Annotated in this window: 14 protein-coding genes; all 14 read right to left on the bottom strand. The window is 66.1% G+C overall.

Annotation, left to right across the window (positions count from 1 at the left end; translation table 11 throughout):
- Positions 1-17: 17 nt before the first annotated feature.
- The 14 genes from ACIQTZ_RS19295 to ACIQTZ_RS19230 all read right to left on the bottom strand — a co-directional run bounded on the left by ACIQTZ_RS19295 (position 18) and on the right by ACIQTZ_RS19230 (position 14,369).
- Positions 18-1,244 carry a pyridoxal phosphate-dependent aminotransferase gene (locus ACIQTZ_RS19295; RefSeq protein ID WP_402982907.1) on the bottom strand — a complete coding sequence of 409 codons (1,227 nt, stop codon included), beginning with the start codon at positions 1,242-1,244 and terminating at the stop codon, positions 18-20.
- A 43-nt stretch (positions 1,245-1,287) separates the two neighbouring features.
- Positions 1,288-2,223, bottom strand: a complete 936-nt coding sequence (locus ACIQTZ_RS19290) for a PASTA domain-containing protein (protein ID WP_402982905.1) — start codon at positions 2,221-2,223, stop codon at positions 1,288-1,290.
- Positions 2,224-2,259: 36 nt separating this feature from the next.
- Entirely contained in the window at positions 2,260-2,742 is a 483-nt protein-coding gene (locus ACIQTZ_RS19285) for a hypothetical protein (protein ID WP_402982904.1), read from the bottom strand.
- Entirely contained in the window at positions 2,726-3,262 is a 537-nt protein-coding gene (locus tag ACIQTZ_RS19280) for a phage tail protein (protein ID WP_402982902.1), read from the bottom strand. The genes ACIQTZ_RS19285 and ACIQTZ_RS19280 overlap by 17 nt, the downstream gene beginning before the upstream one ends.
- On the bottom strand, positions 3,255-5,876 hold the full coding sequence (locus ACIQTZ_RS19275) for a baseplate J/gp47 family protein (RefSeq protein WP_402982900.1): 2,622 nt from the start codon (positions 5,874-5,876) through the stop codon (positions 3,255-3,257). Before ACIQTZ_RS19275 ends, ACIQTZ_RS19280 begins: the two co-directional genes overlap by 8 nt.
- Positions 5,873-6,307, bottom strand: coding sequence for a GPW/gp25 family protein (locus ACIQTZ_RS19270; protein WP_402982898.1), 435 nt, complete (start codon positions 6,305-6,307; stop codon positions 5,873-5,875). Before ACIQTZ_RS19270 ends, ACIQTZ_RS19275 begins: the two co-directional genes overlap by 4 nt.
- 13 nt (positions 6,308-6,320) lie before the next feature.
- The gene (locus tag ACIQTZ_RS19265) at positions 6,321-6,659 is read right to left on the bottom strand and encodes a hypothetical protein (protein WP_402982896.1); all 339 of its coding nucleotides are present in this window, start codon (positions 6,657-6,659) and stop codon (positions 6,321-6,323) included.
- A gap of 6 nt (positions 6,660-6,665) precedes the next feature.
- Complete coding sequence (locus ACIQTZ_RS19260) at positions 6,666-8,186, bottom strand: phage baseplate assembly protein V (RefSeq protein WP_402982894.1); 1,521 nt, start codon at positions 8,184-8,186, stop codon at positions 6,666-6,668.
- Positions 8,183-8,941, bottom strand: a complete 759-nt coding sequence (locus tag ACIQTZ_RS19255) for a hypothetical protein (RefSeq protein WP_402982892.1) — start codon at positions 8,939-8,941, stop codon at positions 8,183-8,185. Before ACIQTZ_RS19255 ends, ACIQTZ_RS19260 begins: the two co-directional genes overlap by 4 nt.
- Position 8,942: 1 nt before the next feature.
- Entirely contained in the window at positions 8,943-9,086 is a 144-nt protein-coding gene (locus ACIQTZ_RS19250; protein WP_402982890.1) for a hypothetical protein, read from the bottom strand.
- A 1,072-nt stretch (positions 9,087-10,158) separates the two neighbouring features.
- Positions 10,159-10,638 carry a phage tail protein gene (locus ACIQTZ_RS19245; protein ID WP_397323589.1) on the bottom strand — a complete coding sequence of 160 codons (480 nt, stop codon included), beginning with the start codon at positions 10,636-10,638 and terminating at the stop codon, positions 10,159-10,161.
- Between the two features lies 1 nt (position 10,639).
- Positions 10,640-11,887, bottom strand: coding sequence for a phage tail sheath family protein (locus ACIQTZ_RS19240; protein WP_400336938.1), 1,248 nt, complete (start codon positions 11,885-11,887; stop codon positions 10,640-10,642).
- A gap of 32 nt (positions 11,888-11,919) precedes the next feature.
- Positions 11,920-12,582, bottom strand: a complete 663-nt coding sequence (locus ACIQTZ_RS19235; protein ID WP_400336936.1) for a hypothetical protein — start codon at positions 12,580-12,582, stop codon at positions 11,920-11,922.
- Positions 12,583-12,788: 206 nt separating this feature from the next.
- Positions 12,789-14,369, bottom strand: coding sequence for an alkaline phosphatase D family protein (locus tag ACIQTZ_RS19230; RefSeq protein ID WP_402982888.1), 1,581 nt, complete (start codon positions 14,367-14,369; stop codon positions 12,789-12,791).
- Between the last annotated feature and the right edge of the window lie 60 nt (positions 14,370-14,429).

Below are 14,429 nucleotides of genomic sequence, written 5' to 3'. Positions count from 1 at the left end.
TCCCCTACTTGGGCGGGTTAGTCCGCGGGGCGGTTGCGGTACGCCGCGAGGAAGTGGGAGATCCGGCGCACGGCTTCTTCGATGTCCCGCACGTTGGGCAGGATCACGAACCGGAAATGGTCCGGCGTGGGCCAGTTGAACGCCGTGCCGTGGGAGACGAGGATCTTCTGCTCCTGGAGGAGTTGGAGGACGAACTTCTCGTCGGACTCGATGGGGTAGATCTCGGGATCGAGCCGCACGAACAGGTACATGGCTCCGGCGGCAGGGACGCAGGAAACACCGGGGATGGCAGTGAGCAATTTCCAGGCGAGATCGCGCTGTTCGCGCAGGCGTCCGCCCGGTGCAATGAGTGCTTCGATGCTTTGGTATCCGCCCAGGCAGGTCTGGATGGCGTGTTGGGCGGGGACGTTGGAACACAAACGCAGGGATGCGAGCAGCTCCAGGGACTCCCGGTACGCGGCCGTGGCGGCCAAGGGTCCCGTCACGGCAACCCAACCGGCGCGGTAACCGGGCATGCGGTAGGCCTTCGAGAGCCCGCTGAAGGTGAGAACGCAGATGTCGTCCGCAATGGACGCTGTGTGGATATGCGGGGCGTCGACGTAGCGGATCTTTTCGTAGATCTCGTCCGAGAACAGCACCAGATCATGCTTTCGCGCCAAAGAAGCGAACTGGTCCAGGATGTGCCGCGGGTAGACCGCGCCCGTGGGGTTGTTTGGATTAATGATGACGATGCCGCGCGTGCGCGGGGTGATCTTGGCTTCGACGTCGGCCATGTTCGGCCACCAGTTCTCGTCCTCATCGCAGAGGTAGTGCACGGCCTTGCCACCCGTGAGCGTGACGGTGGCCGTCCAAAGCGGGTAGTCAGGGGCGGGGATGAGGATTTCGTCGCCGTTTTCCATGAAGGCCTGCAGCGTCATGGAGATGAGTTCGCTGACGCCGTTGCCGATGAAGACGTCCTCCACGCCGATGTTCATCAGACCGCGGGTTTGGTAGTACTGCGAGATCGCGGTCCGGGCGGAGAAAATGCCCTTGGAATCGCTGTACCCCTGCGCGCCACGGATGTGGTGGATCATGTCCACCACCACGGACTCCGGCGCTTCCAGCCCGAAAGGTGCGGTGTCCCCGAGGTTCATCTTGAGGATGCGGTGACCCTCGGCTTCCATGGCCTTGGCCGCCTGGAGGATGGGCCCACGGAGTTCGTACCGGACGTTCTGGAGTTTGCTGGAGTGCTGCATCGGACGCATGGTTGATCTTTTCATGTCACAGGGCCCAGCGTGTAAACCCGTCTCAAGGTTGCAGCCTTTGGACGCAGAACTGCGGATTGGTCATGCAGATGTTGGGCAGTGGGTCGACGACGATGATCGACCTCGGCTCGGTCCGCACAAGCACCAGCGCGTTGACGTTGACCTTGGTTCCGACGTCCGGGTTCACGCCCACCACAATGCACGGCCGGAACAGCGGCTCAAAGGCGGAGCCAAAGCACTGCGATCCCTGCGTGAAGTCCAATTGGATCTTCGCGGCTTGGAACGCCGCCTTGGCATCCTCGATCCTCTTGCCCAGGACGTCGGGCACGGTAGGACGGGCAGGAATGGCGACCTCGATATTGACGTTGCTGCCTCTTCCGGCTTTTTCTCCACCGGCAGGGTCCTGGCTGACCACCGTGCCTTCGGCTTCGGTGCTCTCGACCTGACTGCTGCCCACCGAGAACCCCGCGTCCGTGAGGATCTTGACCGCTTCCGCTTCCGGCTTGGTTTTCACATCCGGCACGTTGGCGTCCTTGAAGATGAAGAACAGGATCGCCCCAATGACCGCCAGGAGCACCACGCCGCCGATGATCACCCACAGCCACGGGAACTTCGGGGTTGGTTTGGGTGCCTCGGCCGCCGGCACGTTGAGCGTGACCACGTGGGCTTGATCGGCGTAGTCCTCCGGGGCGTCGTCAGCGGAGTACGCGATCAGCTTGACGGGATAGGTTCCCGCGGCAGCGCCGGCGGTGTCGAAGTTCACCACGTACTGTTCGGTGGCCCCGGCGGCGATGGTCCGTAAGGGGTTGGGGATGGTGGTGTACGTTTTCGACGGCGGATTGGTCACCTGCCCGGGGAAGGCGCCCAGGACCACCCGTTCGGGGCCGGGTGAGCCGTTGGTTACGGAAGCCGTCAGCGATCCTTTGCCGTCCTTCAGGATCACATCGGGGGAGCTCAACGTCATGGTGATGGTGGTCATGGCCTAACTCCTCTTGTCCGCGTGGATAGTTCCATGTCAGCCCGCTTCCTGGAGTTGCAGCACGCACGCACCGAGGGCCCGGCACGTGATGCCCAACTGCCCGCCCGAGGTTCCAAACGTCAGGTCCACGGTCTTTCCCGGTCCGGAGTCCTGCTCCGCGCGCGTGCCCTGGATGAAGAGGGACACCGTGACATTTTGCTGTGGAACCAAGCGCGCCCGCTTGGTGGGTGGGCCGAAGTAGAACAGCCCGCCACCGAATTCCTTCACCTCGAGCACGCAAGCTCCGGTCACGGTGAGCTGGGTGTCGGAGACGGAACAGGATCCGCCGCTCACCGACAAATCCGCACCCGTGAGTCGTCCCCCTGCGGCAGCGCCGGAGAAGCCTGCCTGCCAGTCACCAGCCGCGTTGTTGTTCCCGCCGCCGCAGCTCATCCCGAAGACCAGCACCAGGACCGCGATCACCCCACAGGCAAGGACAACCAGGAGGGGTGTCCGGTTCTCCTTATTCACCGGGACCACCGGTACCACCTGCTGGCCGCACCATGAGCTCATCCGTCACATGCGCTGGCTTCACGCCCTTCACGATCCTGCTGACGAGTTCCAGCTGATCCGCAGCGGCTGCGGGAATCAGCACTTTGATATGGAAGGCACCCGGCACGGATTCGACGTCGAACCCCGGGACTCCCGTGGCCAGGTGAAGGAAACGGGTGAGCCCGTCCACGGTGCCACGGCGGGCAGACAACTGTGCTGCCGCAGCAATCAAGTCCCGCTGCCGGGCGACGGGGATGCTGCCGGAGCGCGAACTTTCGGGCCCCGGCAAGGTCAGCCAGTCCAGGTCCACCCAGCGGGACAGGAACGGAACCAACGACGCCGGTGCCCGCCTTGGATCCGGAACGGTATGGATGACGTCCAAGACTTGCCGGACGGGTGCGTGCATGTCCTCTGCCACCGCGAGCAGTGCCTGCATGGGTGGGCTGGTGTCTGCCGCCACCTGGAACACTTCGGGCAGCACTCTCAGGAGTTTTGACGTCTCAGCCATTGCCGTGGACCACCTCGATCCGGTGGTCGCCCGAGCAGAACAGCCACGTGTCCGGAAGGGTGACGACGTCCTCCACTACCCGGCGGGTGCAGCTCTCCCAGGACACGGCGCTGTCCTTGCTGCGATAGACGCCTTTGGGACCGGCAGCGAGCACCAATGCGGCTCCGTCCGGACCTACAGCCCCTGACACCGACCGCACGGGTTCGAACCGGGTACGGTCCCGCAACGGCAGGTTGCAGTTCACGTCCGGGACACTCCATTGCGCCGATGCCTGCCCCAGCTGCAATCGAAGCACTCCGCCGCTCTGGGTGGCCGCGTAGGCCGCATTGCCCATCACATGCACACCCCAGCAACTGCCGCCGGTCCATCCCGTGCTGAACTGCTCCCAGGAATCCATGAACTCCTGGTCGAAATCAGTGCGGCCCAGTTCGTCGATCTTCAACCGCAGGCATCCCGTCCCGGTGCCCTCCGGCACTGCGCGGCCGAGCCACACATAACTCGCGCCGCCGTCGTACTGGACCGTCAGGCAGCGGATGTCCTCGCCGGCCGCTTTGACTTGCTTGAAACTCCCGGCGGTCCCGGCGTCGGGAGAAAGCCACACGCCGGCCGATGCTTCAGCCGCCACCACCACGCCGGTCCGGCCACGGATGTCCACCAAGGCGTCCACCGCATAGAAGCCACGGTCAGGCTGGCTCACATCCACCACATTCTGGACCGGAATGGACCCTTCGCTGACGGGAAGTTCGTACAGGCCGCGCTCGCCGGCCAGCAGGAGCAGCGGCTCGCCTTGGCGGTCCACCCAGCACAGATCCGCGACGACGAACCCCAGCTCAGCGGTTTTGCGCCACGATTCGCCGAGGTCGTCGCTGATGTAGACACGGGATCCCGTGTCGGTGACAGTGCTGACGGCCACCATTCCGGGATGTCGTTCAGGCCCGGCCCGGCCGGGGGCCGGCGTGCGGAAGGGCGCGATGGCCCGGACGGTTTCCTCCAACCCGGCAGCCGCATCTGCGGTGGTGAACTCCGCGCAGGCTTCCCAGCCGTCGGCGGCGTTGGTGGTCCGGAACAGCATGCCGTCCTGCGCCACGAACCACGTATTGTCCTGGCCCTCCGCCTGCACCAGCCCCACAGCGTCCGTGTCCGGAACCTTGTCCACTTCCAGGCGGACCCGGTCCACGTATTGCACGCCCGGCTCGGCTTCCTCCATGGCCCGGTAAAGGTTCGAGACGCGGAGGGGCTTGCCGAAACCTGAACCATACGACGACGAATCGGGGCTCAGCGGGCTGATGCCTTCAGACAGGCGGCCCACGATCCGGGACTTCACGGCCTCGGCGTCCTCATCGGGACGAACAACGATCCGCGCGTCAACCAGCACCTGCTTGTAGAGGCCCCAGCGCACTACAGGCTCGGCGCCAACCGTGGACCGCCTGCGCAGGTATTGTTCCACGTCAGAGCGCACTTCGTCCCGCGCATGCGCATCAAGTTCCGCTGCCCTGAGGGGGTGCGGGCCGGCGTCGCGGCCACCGGGGACGAACGGAACCAAAACGATTTCAACTTCGCCGGGCTTCGCGAAGGCCCACAGGTCCCGGCGTGTGAAGGCACGGGCGCGGCCAACACCGGCGTGCCGTCTGGCCAGGACCTCGTAATCGCGGACAGTCACCGCGCGGTCCCGGGCCTGGAAATCCTGGGGAGCCCGACGCAACGCGTTCTCCAGGGACTCACCGTCCCGGCCACCCGTGGCAGGCTCCGGGTTGGTGACTTTCGCGCCGGGCACGGGTGTCCTCAGCACGGTCAACTGCCCTGCGCCCACGTTTCCGGATGCACCCCCGCCGCTGCGGAACCACGCGCGGACCCCGGCTCCCGGCCCCGGTACCAGCGCTTGATCGGTCCGTTCTGCGGACTCCTCGTCCCACCAGGCGAACATGGCGACGCCGGCGCTCCGGTCGATCCGCACCGGCATCTCCCCGGGACCCGCGTCCGCGAACGCCTCCACCTCTTGGCAGTACCGGAACGCCTTGCCATCAACCAGCACCGCCTCGCCGCTGCTCAGCCGCGTCCCCGCAGGAACTTCGACGGCGATTGCCAGGCCGGCGCCCGAAACGATCGGCGCATTCGGAATCACGAAACTTTGGCCGGGCCGGCCCGTTCCCGTCCCGATCGGGATGGCGTCATACATGGTGACGTCGGCTGCGGCGACCAGGACGCTGGCCTGGCCGGAAGCCAGGGTGGCTGCCGCCGTCGTCGTAAAGACCGGCTGGGGTGTGCCCGGAACGCCGGGTGGGCAACTGACCTGTGTACCGCGGGGGATGCGGATCTCCTGGTCGGTGTTTGCGGCCGAAGCCCTGCTGAATTCGAGCATGGTTTCCGCGCAACTCGGCGGATAGAGGGACGTGCCCAGCAGATTCAGGTAGACGGCGTACAGCTTGTCCGGCAAGCGGTTCAGCCGGTACATGAGGGTGTCGGTCAGGTACGCGAAGGCTTCCACGATGGTGATTCCGGGATCGTGCACGGAGAGGTCGGTCCATTCGGGGGCGATCTGCTGGATCCGTTCGCGAGCGCCGGCCACCAAGTCCGCGAAGCTCCGGTCATCCAGGTTGGGGACGGGAAGGCTCATGCTGCACCTCCGGATTCCACGGGCAAGGCAATGACGATCTCGTCCTCAAGCTGCGAGGTTCGGACACGGTACTTCAGCCGGACCTCAAGGATCTCGGGGCTATCGGCTGAGCGTGAGGCATCCAGGGACAGGACCGTGATGCGGCGCTCCCACTGTTCCACGGCCTTGGCCACGTAGTGGATGGCGAGACCGGCGGTGGTGTCATCGGCGGGAGCGAACGCGAGGCGGAACAAGTGGCAGCCGTACGTCGGTCGGTTCACGCGCTCGCCCGGCCGTGTGCTCAGCAGGAGCAGGAGGGCCTGCCGGACCGAGGCGGCGTCCGTGACAGTGGCCAGCCTGCCCGCCGGGGTGATCCTGAGCCCGGGCAGCCCGGCGGTGGCGTCGAAGTCCGGGTGGATGAAGGCCACGGACTTGTAGCGCGGGGCGCTCACGGTGTTCTTCCTGTCATGAGCCGGCCTCCACGAACGTCTGCCCGGGCCGTCGGACGTTGTACTTCACCGCGCCCGGAGGCGTCCCGTCGGTGAAGCCCTCCACAGTGTCCAGGCACACGGCTTTACCGCCGATTTTGATGAACGTTGAATACCCCTTGGTCACGGGCAAGGTCTTGTTGCAGGGCTTGATGTTGATGCCGATATTCGGGCACATGCTGATGTCCCGGCCCTGTGGATCCGTGGCTACCAGGATCGCGGACTCCTTGATACGAACCCATTCCTGGGAGGGGACGTTTTCCACCTTGCCGTCGTGCCCGCAACGCAGGATTGCTTCCTTGACGAGGATTTTCATGGTGTCTCAGGCCTCCTCGAAGTCGACGGTCTTCGCGCGGATTTTCATGGCCTTGCCGGGCGCTTCCAGCACAAGGTCAGTGGCCGCGGTAATGCGGAGCTTGTCCGGCCCCAGTTCCACCGAGGAACCGTGGCCGTCCGTGAAGCTGACGGTGCGGGCACCGCCGTCGAGCATCACTTGCTGGCCACCAGCGGTCCGGAAGGCGTAGCGGCTGTGCCGGGGCGTCCCTACGTTATGGTCCGGCGGCTGTTCGCGGCCGTAGAGACCACCGAGGACGATTGCCTGGGCGGGATCGCTCGCCGGGAGCAGCACCAGGACGGTGTCGCCCGGAGCGGGGGTGGCCACGAGCCCCTTGTCCGGACCCCCAGCGGGTGTGAGGACCGGCGCCCACGCGGTGTGGAGGTCAGGAAAGGCCGGTAACCGGACCTGCGCCCGTGCCCGCGCTTCGGGATCCTCGGTGTCCACGACGATCCCGAGCGTGAACACATCAGGCCTCCGTTCCGGTGCAGCGGTGGGCGGCCGGGTGGTCACTGTGGTTTCGTATCCCGTCCCGTCCAGCCGGTGCGCGGCGCTTGCGATCAGGTACGTGCCCTCGATATTCGAAGCAACGCCCGCGATCCTGACCCTGCCGCCAGCGCGGAGCCTGGGATTGCCCTCCGCGACGAAAATACCGCTCACCTGCCCGGCCATCCGGAGGTCCAACTCAGCGTGGGCCAAACCGTCCGCGAGCGCAGCGTTGTCCAGGAGTTCGTTGTCCCTCCGGACGGGTCCGCCTGCACCCACGCTGGCCAGGCCCGGGTCGGCAGAGACGCTGGCCTTGGCGTTGGAGGTGCTGGTTGTTGCCTCATGGGTGGATGCGTCCTCCGCGCGCCAGCCGTTGCTTGCGGCACTGGCGAAGGCAGGTTCCTGGCTGACTTCAATCTCCGCTGAATGGAGCGTCGAGCCGAGCATGAGGTCCACGGGTTCGCCGTCGCCGTCGAGCCCGGTGAGGGTCAGCGTGCCATCGTGGACCACGGGATAGGCGCCAACGCGGGCGCTTTGTTCCACGAGCAGGCTGAGGTCCGTTCGGGCGCATTGGTAGACGTTGCCCAGGCGCTCGCCGCCGCCCACCACGTTCAGTCGTGTCCCGTCGCAGAGGGTCTTGGCCAGGGTGGCAAGGTCCGTATCGGAGTGCAGCCGCGTGAATTGGCGTTTCCTCAGCCGGTGTAAAGCATCGTAGGCCCGGACGCGGATTTCCTGGCCAAGGTCCGCCCCGTAGCTGTACTCCACCACCGTGACCTCACCCGCGAACAGCGGTGTACGTTGGCCGCCAAGTTCCACCCGGAGGGCATCGCCGGGCGCGGGGTCCACCCCGCCCCGGGCTGCGGCTGTCCGGCCCGGCCCCGGACGCCAACTGATGAGGCATTGGGCCGGCCTCGCCAGGGAACTGAACACGCTGACGGACACGATGGCTGCGGTCTCCGCGGTGCTGAGCCTGCGCCGGCCGAGCGTGACGATGAGCTCGGGAAGGCCCTGGAGTTGCCTCATGGCGCCTCACCGACCGGCGGGACAGCGAGGGGTCCATTGAAGTGGGCGGGGTCGTCGATGTTGTTGTACTCCAGGAGCAGCTTCCAGAGCAGGGGCGTGCCGAACGCTTCAATGGACAGCCGCCCCAACTCAGCAGGCGGCACCTCGGGGAGGAGGTCACCGCCGTCGGGCATTGGCATGTCCCGGTCGGTGCTGCCGTCCCCGGTGACCTGCAGCGTGTCCACGGGGGGTGCCGTCAGGTCCACGGCAGGGAGGCGCTGGGCGAGTTCGTAGTTTTCGCCGCCTTCCTCATCCGCGGCCTGGCCAACCCGCACGAACACCATCCGCATCCATGAGCGCAGGGGTGAACCGTCGGGCGCGAAACGGTCGAACCGTTCCGCCACTTCCGTGACGATACCCGGCACGTTCCACGCGCGTCCCCAGACAAAACGGACCGACGGCGGCCGGCGTTGCCGCTCCACTTCGGCGCTGTTTTCCGCGAGCGCCCAAATGGGCCGGGTCATCTGCCGCACGTCCTGCACATGGAGCGACGCCGGCGCGAGGTCGACGTCGAACAGGAGATCCAGCCGCAATTCGGTGTGGCCGCCGCCGGTGAAGAGGAGGGGGTCGTCCGCCAACCCGGTGCCGCTGAGCTTGCCGCCCGCGCTCCTTCGCGGCTCCACGCCGGCCGTGCGTTGCATCACGACGGTCTCGGGGTTCAGCAAGCAGCCGAGGTGTTCCCCGGTGTCCTCGATCAGGAAGGCGACCCGTTCCACGTCAGACCGCCTGCTGCTCTTGGTCCAGGCGGGATTGGCGGGCGATGGTCTGGGTCAGGGCGCTCGCCGGGTGTGCCTGCTGGAACGTGGGCCTGGGCGCGAGTTCGGGCCAGGTGCCTTGCAGCGCGGGGGCTGGGGTGTGCAAGGGGGAGTGGGTACGGTTTGGCTGGCGTTGACTGTGTTGCTGGGCCTGCTCTGCGTTCTTTGGTGGCTGGTTGGGGCGCAGGGCGGGCCTAGCAACGGGAGTGTTGGTGGGCGCTTGGGGTGTTTCGGGCTGGGATGGTGTGCGCAGCCTGATGGCCAGAGTTCGCTGTGGGGCCTGCTCCGCGTCTTCTGGGTGCTCCGAAGCACGTACAGCGGGGGCAGCAACGGGAGTCTCTGCGGGGGCTTGGGGCGTTTCGGGTTGGGATGGTGTGCGAAGCCGCAGGGCAGGTGTCTGTTGAGGGGCCCGTTCTGCGTTCATTGGGTGCTCCGAAGCACGTATAGCGGGCCCAGCAACGGGAGTCCCCGTGGGGGCTTGGGGCGTTTCGGGTTGGGATGGTGTGCGAAGCCGCAGGGCAGGTGTCCGGTGAGGGGCCGGTTCTGCGTTCATTGGATGCTCGGAAGCACGCATAACGGGCCCCGCAACGGGAGGCGCCTGGGTGCGAACGACGTGTGGGGCCTGCTGTGCGCTCTTTGTTGGCTGGTTGGGGCGCAGAGCGGGCCCAGCAAGGGGAGTGCTTGTGGGCGCTTGGGGTTCTTCGGGGTGGGATGATGTGCGCAGCCGCAGGGCAGGTGTCCGTTGAGGGGCCTGCTCTGCGTTCATTGGATGCTCGGAAGCACGTGGAGCGGGCCCCGCAGCAGGAGTGGGTTCCTGCTTTGGGGCCTGTTGTGCGGCCCAAAGCCGGCGAATCCCACGCAGAGCGGGCCTTGCAAGGGGAGTTGGTGAGAGGGGCTTGGAAGGAACGGAGCCGCCGGCTACCTTAGGGGCCAGTCCTGCATCCCGCAGCAACGCAACCCAATGCTCGGGCGCGCCGTCGAGGTCGAAGCCGCGGGCCGCCGTCGTGCCTTCCTCAAAGAACCCCGACGCGGGACCCCCGCCGGACACATCGCTGGCACCCGTCGCCGGGCCCAGGTTGGCATCAGGCGCCCGGGCGGCGTCAGAACCGCGAACCGGCTCCACCCATGCGGCCACGCGGCGCAACCGTCCGGCCAGTGCCCGCCGCCAAGAGAAGGGGTCAGGCGACGGGAGCGCGGGCATCGTCGAGCTCCAGGCGGTCGTACGCGATGCTCAGGGTTTCGATCGCGAGGTCCTTCCCCAGCGCATCGAGGGGTGCTCCGAACCAGTCGCACGGCCAGGCGCCCAGGAGGTTCCAGCGCCGGACTTCCGCGGAACCGGCATCGTTGAGCATGGCGATGGACACGTTGCGCCGTTCCACCGTCCCGTTCACTGCTTTGAAAAGCCACTGCAGCATTTCCGTGGAATCGGTCAGGCCGTACTTCAACGTGACGGGCGTGTATTCGACTTGGCCGGGGATGACCCGGACGGTGCTGTTTTCGCCGCCGGAACGGTAGAGAATGCGGCCGATTTTCAGGCCCAGACCCTCGACGTTGGTGAAATGTCCTTGCACCACGCCCTGGATCACGAGCTTGAAGTTGTACGCGCGGTACGGGTCCACCACGTTTCCGGGTTGGGCTGCAGGGGTTGGGGTGCTCATGTCAGGCTCCTGCGTTCTCGGTCTGGCTGGTGTTTTCGGCCGACTGCATGAGCTTGAAGATCACGAACTCGGCCGGTTTCACAGGCGCTATGCCAATCAGCGTGACCACTTGCCCGGCGTCGCGGACTTCGGGTGGGTTGGTTTCCTCGTCGCACTTGACGAAGAAGGCCTGTTGAGGAGTAGTCCCGAGCAGGGCGCCATCCCGCCAGACGTTGGTGAGGAACGCACCAATGTCCCGCCGGATCGACTTCCACAGGGTGTGGTCGTTGGGTTCGAAGACCACCCAGCGCGTCCCGTCCGCCACGGATTCCTTGATCATGTTGGTCAGCCGCCGGACGTTCACGTAGCGGTATTCGCTGGCTTCGGGGGCCTTGGTCCGCGCACCCCACACCCGGATGCCTTCGCCGGGGAAGTATCGGATGCAGTTCACGCCCGCGGGGTTGAGGACCTCCTGCTCGCCCCGGCTCACCCGCCGCACCAGGTCGAGCGCGCCCTGGATGGGCTCGTTGGCTGGCGCCTTGTGGACTCCGCGGGTGGCATCAACGCGCGCCCACACCCCGGCGATATGGCCCGACGGCGGTTGGGTTACCTTCTGGCCGGAAACGGGGTCGATCATCACGATCCACGGAAAGTACAGCGCCGTGTAGCCCCCGGGTGACTGCGGCGCACCCAAGTCTTCCTGGCCGTCCGCCTCGGCGACGGAGGTGGTGTCGCTCTTCTTCGTCGACGAAGACGAATCCGTGTCCTCCGGAACCCCGGACGTCGCCGCCCGGGTGAGGGCGCCGACGTCGTCTATTTTCTCGAGCGTGTCCATGATGGCCATGCGGTCCTGACGCAGCGGGTGTTCAACGTGTGCCTGCAGTGCCGCGTAGGCTTCGGCCGTGGCGTAGCCGGGGGCCGCCACCATGGAGATGTCGTCCACGGCTTCGAACAGCGTCAGTCCGTTCGGCGCCGAGGCGGTCCCGGTCAGGCTGCCGTCCGCCCCGATGTTCACCACATAGCAACGGCTTCCTCCGTTTGAGAAGAAGCCGTAGACAGCGTTGGAGAGGGGCGTCCCCGCAGCCGCGTTGCCGACGTATTGGTCCACGAACTGGGTCCAGTTGTCCAGTACGCGAAGTTCACCCACCAGGGCGTTCTTGTCCGGGGCCAGGCCGACGAAGCCGGCGATGCTTGTGTTCACTTGCCCGATGGCTCGCGCGCCGCTGGGCACTTCCTGTACATAAACGCCTGGCGCCTGATAGTTCGCCATGGTGCGCTCCCTTTCCTACCCGCCTAGCGGGCTCAGGTCCACCGGATGATGACCGGCAGGCTGCTGGTGCTGGCCGAGACTTCCCGTTCAGTGCCGCGTACCGCTACGGCAAAGTGCTGGAGTTCGTCCGCCGAGGCCAGGACCTCAAAATGGCCGGTCGCATCGCTGACGACGGCCGTGGCGGAGGAATGGGCGTGGATGTAGGCGTCGGGGATGCCTTTGTTGTGGACGTCCACCAAGCGTCCGTGGATACGCCGGGCAACGCCGGTCTTGGCGATGAGTGGCTCCAGGACGGGTGGTCCGGAGGGTTCTTCGAAGCGCAGCGCGACGGGAATGCGGACCAGGAACCCGAGCCCGTCTTCGATGCTTTCCTGGTACTCGCCGGGCCGATACTCGTTGCTGGAAACGATGGAGTACAGGCTGTGGCGTTCCACGGACAGCAGGAGCCGTTCCATGGTGTCGAGCTGATCGGGGCCGTGGCATTCAATGGCTACGCGCAGCTCAAGATCGAGTACGGGTCCGTCGCGGCGGGAACGGCCCACCCGGTTGAGGGCCACGGCGTGGACTACTACTGGAGCGTCGGGTGCCGGGACGCCTGCGGTGGGGGAGCCGTCGTCGAACCTGACGCGTTGGGGAGCGACGGCGTCGGAAAGGACCCCGAGAAGGTCGGACAGCGACGAACGCACATAGCCCACGGCAGAACCCCAGCGGTTAGGTGACCCACAAACGTAACTGGGAATAGGTTACTCCCGCTGTTGCCCGTAGTCACTGGGGAAACAGGGGTATCTCCATTCGTTTGAAAACGCCCGGCCCGGTACCCAACCAGGGGACAGCAAACGTTCCACTGAGCCGTGAATGGAGCAGGTGCTGTCCCCCAGTTGGGTGGGGTTCCCCGGACGGGTTAGGCCAGGCCGGGAACCCGATCGTTGATGGTGAAGGACTTCTTGGTGCTGACCGGTGCGCCGGGCCTGGTGACGTAGTCCAGCACGCGGAAATCCGCCGTCATGGAGTCCTTGGTGATGCGGGTGTTCACGTAGCCGCGGTTGTCGTTGTAGAACTTCAGGTGCGGGTTCCAGGCCATGGTCGGGTCCGTGGTTGAGCCGCTGCCATCGCCCGTGGAGGTGATGGAGGAGCACACCAGTTCCGAACCGACCACCGGGGAAGCCGGATCCTTGTAATCCACCTTCAGGTCCGTGGCCCAGTGGCGGTGCACGTCGCCGGTAAGCACGACGGCGTTGCGCACCTTTGCGTCCACCCATCCTTGGGTGATGCGGCGGCGGGAGGTGGCGTATCCGTCCCAGCCGTCCATGGACACGTCGTCGACGTCGGCCGCCTTGTCGCGGTCCCGTTCTGCGAAGAAGACCTGCTGGCCGAGGATGTCCCAGCGCTGGGTGGAGTTCCGGAAGCCGTCCAGCAGCCACTTTTCCTGTTCGGCGCCGGTGATGGTGCGGTTCTCGTCCAGGCGCTCGGCCACGTTCTTCCGCCATCCGTCGCCCGCGAGCTGGTCGTCGCGGTACTGCCGGGTGTCCATCATGTGGAAGTTGGCCAGTTGGCCCCACTGGATGGTGCGGTAGATCTTCATGTCGAAGCCCGCCGGCAACGAGGACCGGCGCAGGGGCATGTTCTCGTAGTATGCCTGGAATGCCGCCGCCCGACGCTGCCGGAAGTGTTCGGTGGTGTCGTTGAGCTGGGCAGGGTCGCTGTTCTCCGGGATGTCGTCAGCCCAGTTGTTGTCCACCTCGTGGTCGTCCCACACCACCAGCCACGGGGCAATGGCGTGGCCGGCCTGAAGGTCGGTGTCGGCCTTGTACTGTGCGTGCCGCTGGCGGTAGCTTGCCAGTCCCACAGTCTCGGGACCTTCGTGGTCGCGCGGGTTGCCGCCGCCGATCACGTAACTGCCCTTCTTGTATTCATAGAGGTAGTCGCCCAGGTGGAGCACCAGGTCCGGGTGGTCCTCCGCGAGGCGGGAGTAGGCCGTGAAGTAACCGTGCTCGTACTGGGCGCAGCTGGCGAAGGCCATGGCGAGGGCAGCCGGTGTTTCACCGGGGGCGGGGCTGGTGAGGGTGCGTCCCACAGCGCTGACGTGGCGGCCCGTCCGGAACCGGTAGAAGTACTCGCGGCCCGGCTGGAGGCCTTTTACTTCGACGTGCACTGAGTGGGCGCTTTCGATCCGGGCATGTTCGACGCCGCGGGCTACTGTCCGGCGCATCGCCTGGTCCTCTGCCAGTTCCCATGCAACGGCGACGTTGCGGGACGGCATGCCGCCCAAGCCGTCTTCGGCCACGGGGTTTACAGCCAAGCGGGTCCACAGCACGAAGCCGTCCGGCCACGGCTCGCCGGAGGCGATACCGAGCGTGAACGGGTCGGCGCGGAGACCGGCGTCGTCCGCTGTTGAAACGGCCACCGCATTGTTGGGGAGGGCGGCAACCAGGCCGGCGCCCAGACCGGCGGAAATGAGGGATCTGCGGGTGATGTTGTCCATGGCCTCGACGCTAAGGAACCTCAGTTGACAGGTGCCGAGGGTAGTGTGAATGGGTGGTTA

The sequence above is a fragment of the Paenarthrobacter sp. NPDC090520 genome, from assembly GCF_044769205.1.
In the GTDB taxonomy this organism is placed as follows: Bacteria; Actinomycetota; Actinomycetes; order Actinomycetales; family Micrococcaceae; genus Arthrobacter.
The sequence above is the reverse complement of the archived record's forward strand: the minus strand, read 5'-3'. Positions and strand labels throughout refer to the sequence as shown.

Excerpts from the sequence above, each read along its gene's own strand:
- ACIQTZ_RS19295 (WP_402982907.1), bottom strand. The coding sequence starts at position 1,244 with ATGCGTCCGATGCAGCACTCCAGCAAACTCCAGAACGTCCGGTACGAA.
- ACIQTZ_RS19290 (WP_402982905.1), bottom strand. The coding sequence starts at position 2,223 with ATGACCACCATCACCATGACGTTGAGCTCCCCCGATGTGATCCTGAAG.
- ACIQTZ_RS19280 (WP_402982902.1), bottom strand. The coding sequence starts at position 3,262 with ATGGCTGAGACGTCAAAACTCCTGAGAGTGCTGCCCGAAGTGTTCCAG.
- ACIQTZ_RS19275 (WP_402982900.1), bottom strand. The coding sequence starts at position 5,876 with ATGAGCCTTCCCGTCCCCAACCTGGATGACCGGAGCTTCGCGGACTTG.
- ACIQTZ_RS19265 (WP_402982896.1), bottom strand. The coding sequence starts at position 6,659 with ATGAAAATCCTCGTCAAGGAAGCAATCCTGCGTTGCGGGCACGACGGC.
- ACIQTZ_RS19260 (WP_402982894.1), bottom strand. The coding sequence starts at position 8,186 with ATGAGGCAACTCCAGGGCCTTCCCGAGCTCATCGTCACGCTCGGCCGG.
- ACIQTZ_RS19245 (WP_397323589.1), bottom strand. The coding sequence starts at position 10,638 with ATGAGCACCCCAACCCCTGCAGCCCAACCCGGAAACGTGGTGGACCCG.
- ACIQTZ_RS19240 (WP_400336938.1), bottom strand. The coding sequence starts at position 11,887 with ATGGCGAACTATCAGGCGCCAGGCGTTTATGTACAGGAAGTGCCCAGC.
- ACIQTZ_RS19230 (WP_402982888.1), bottom strand. The coding sequence starts at position 14,369 with ATGGACAACATCACCCGCAGATCCCTCATTTCCGCCGGTCTGGGCGCC.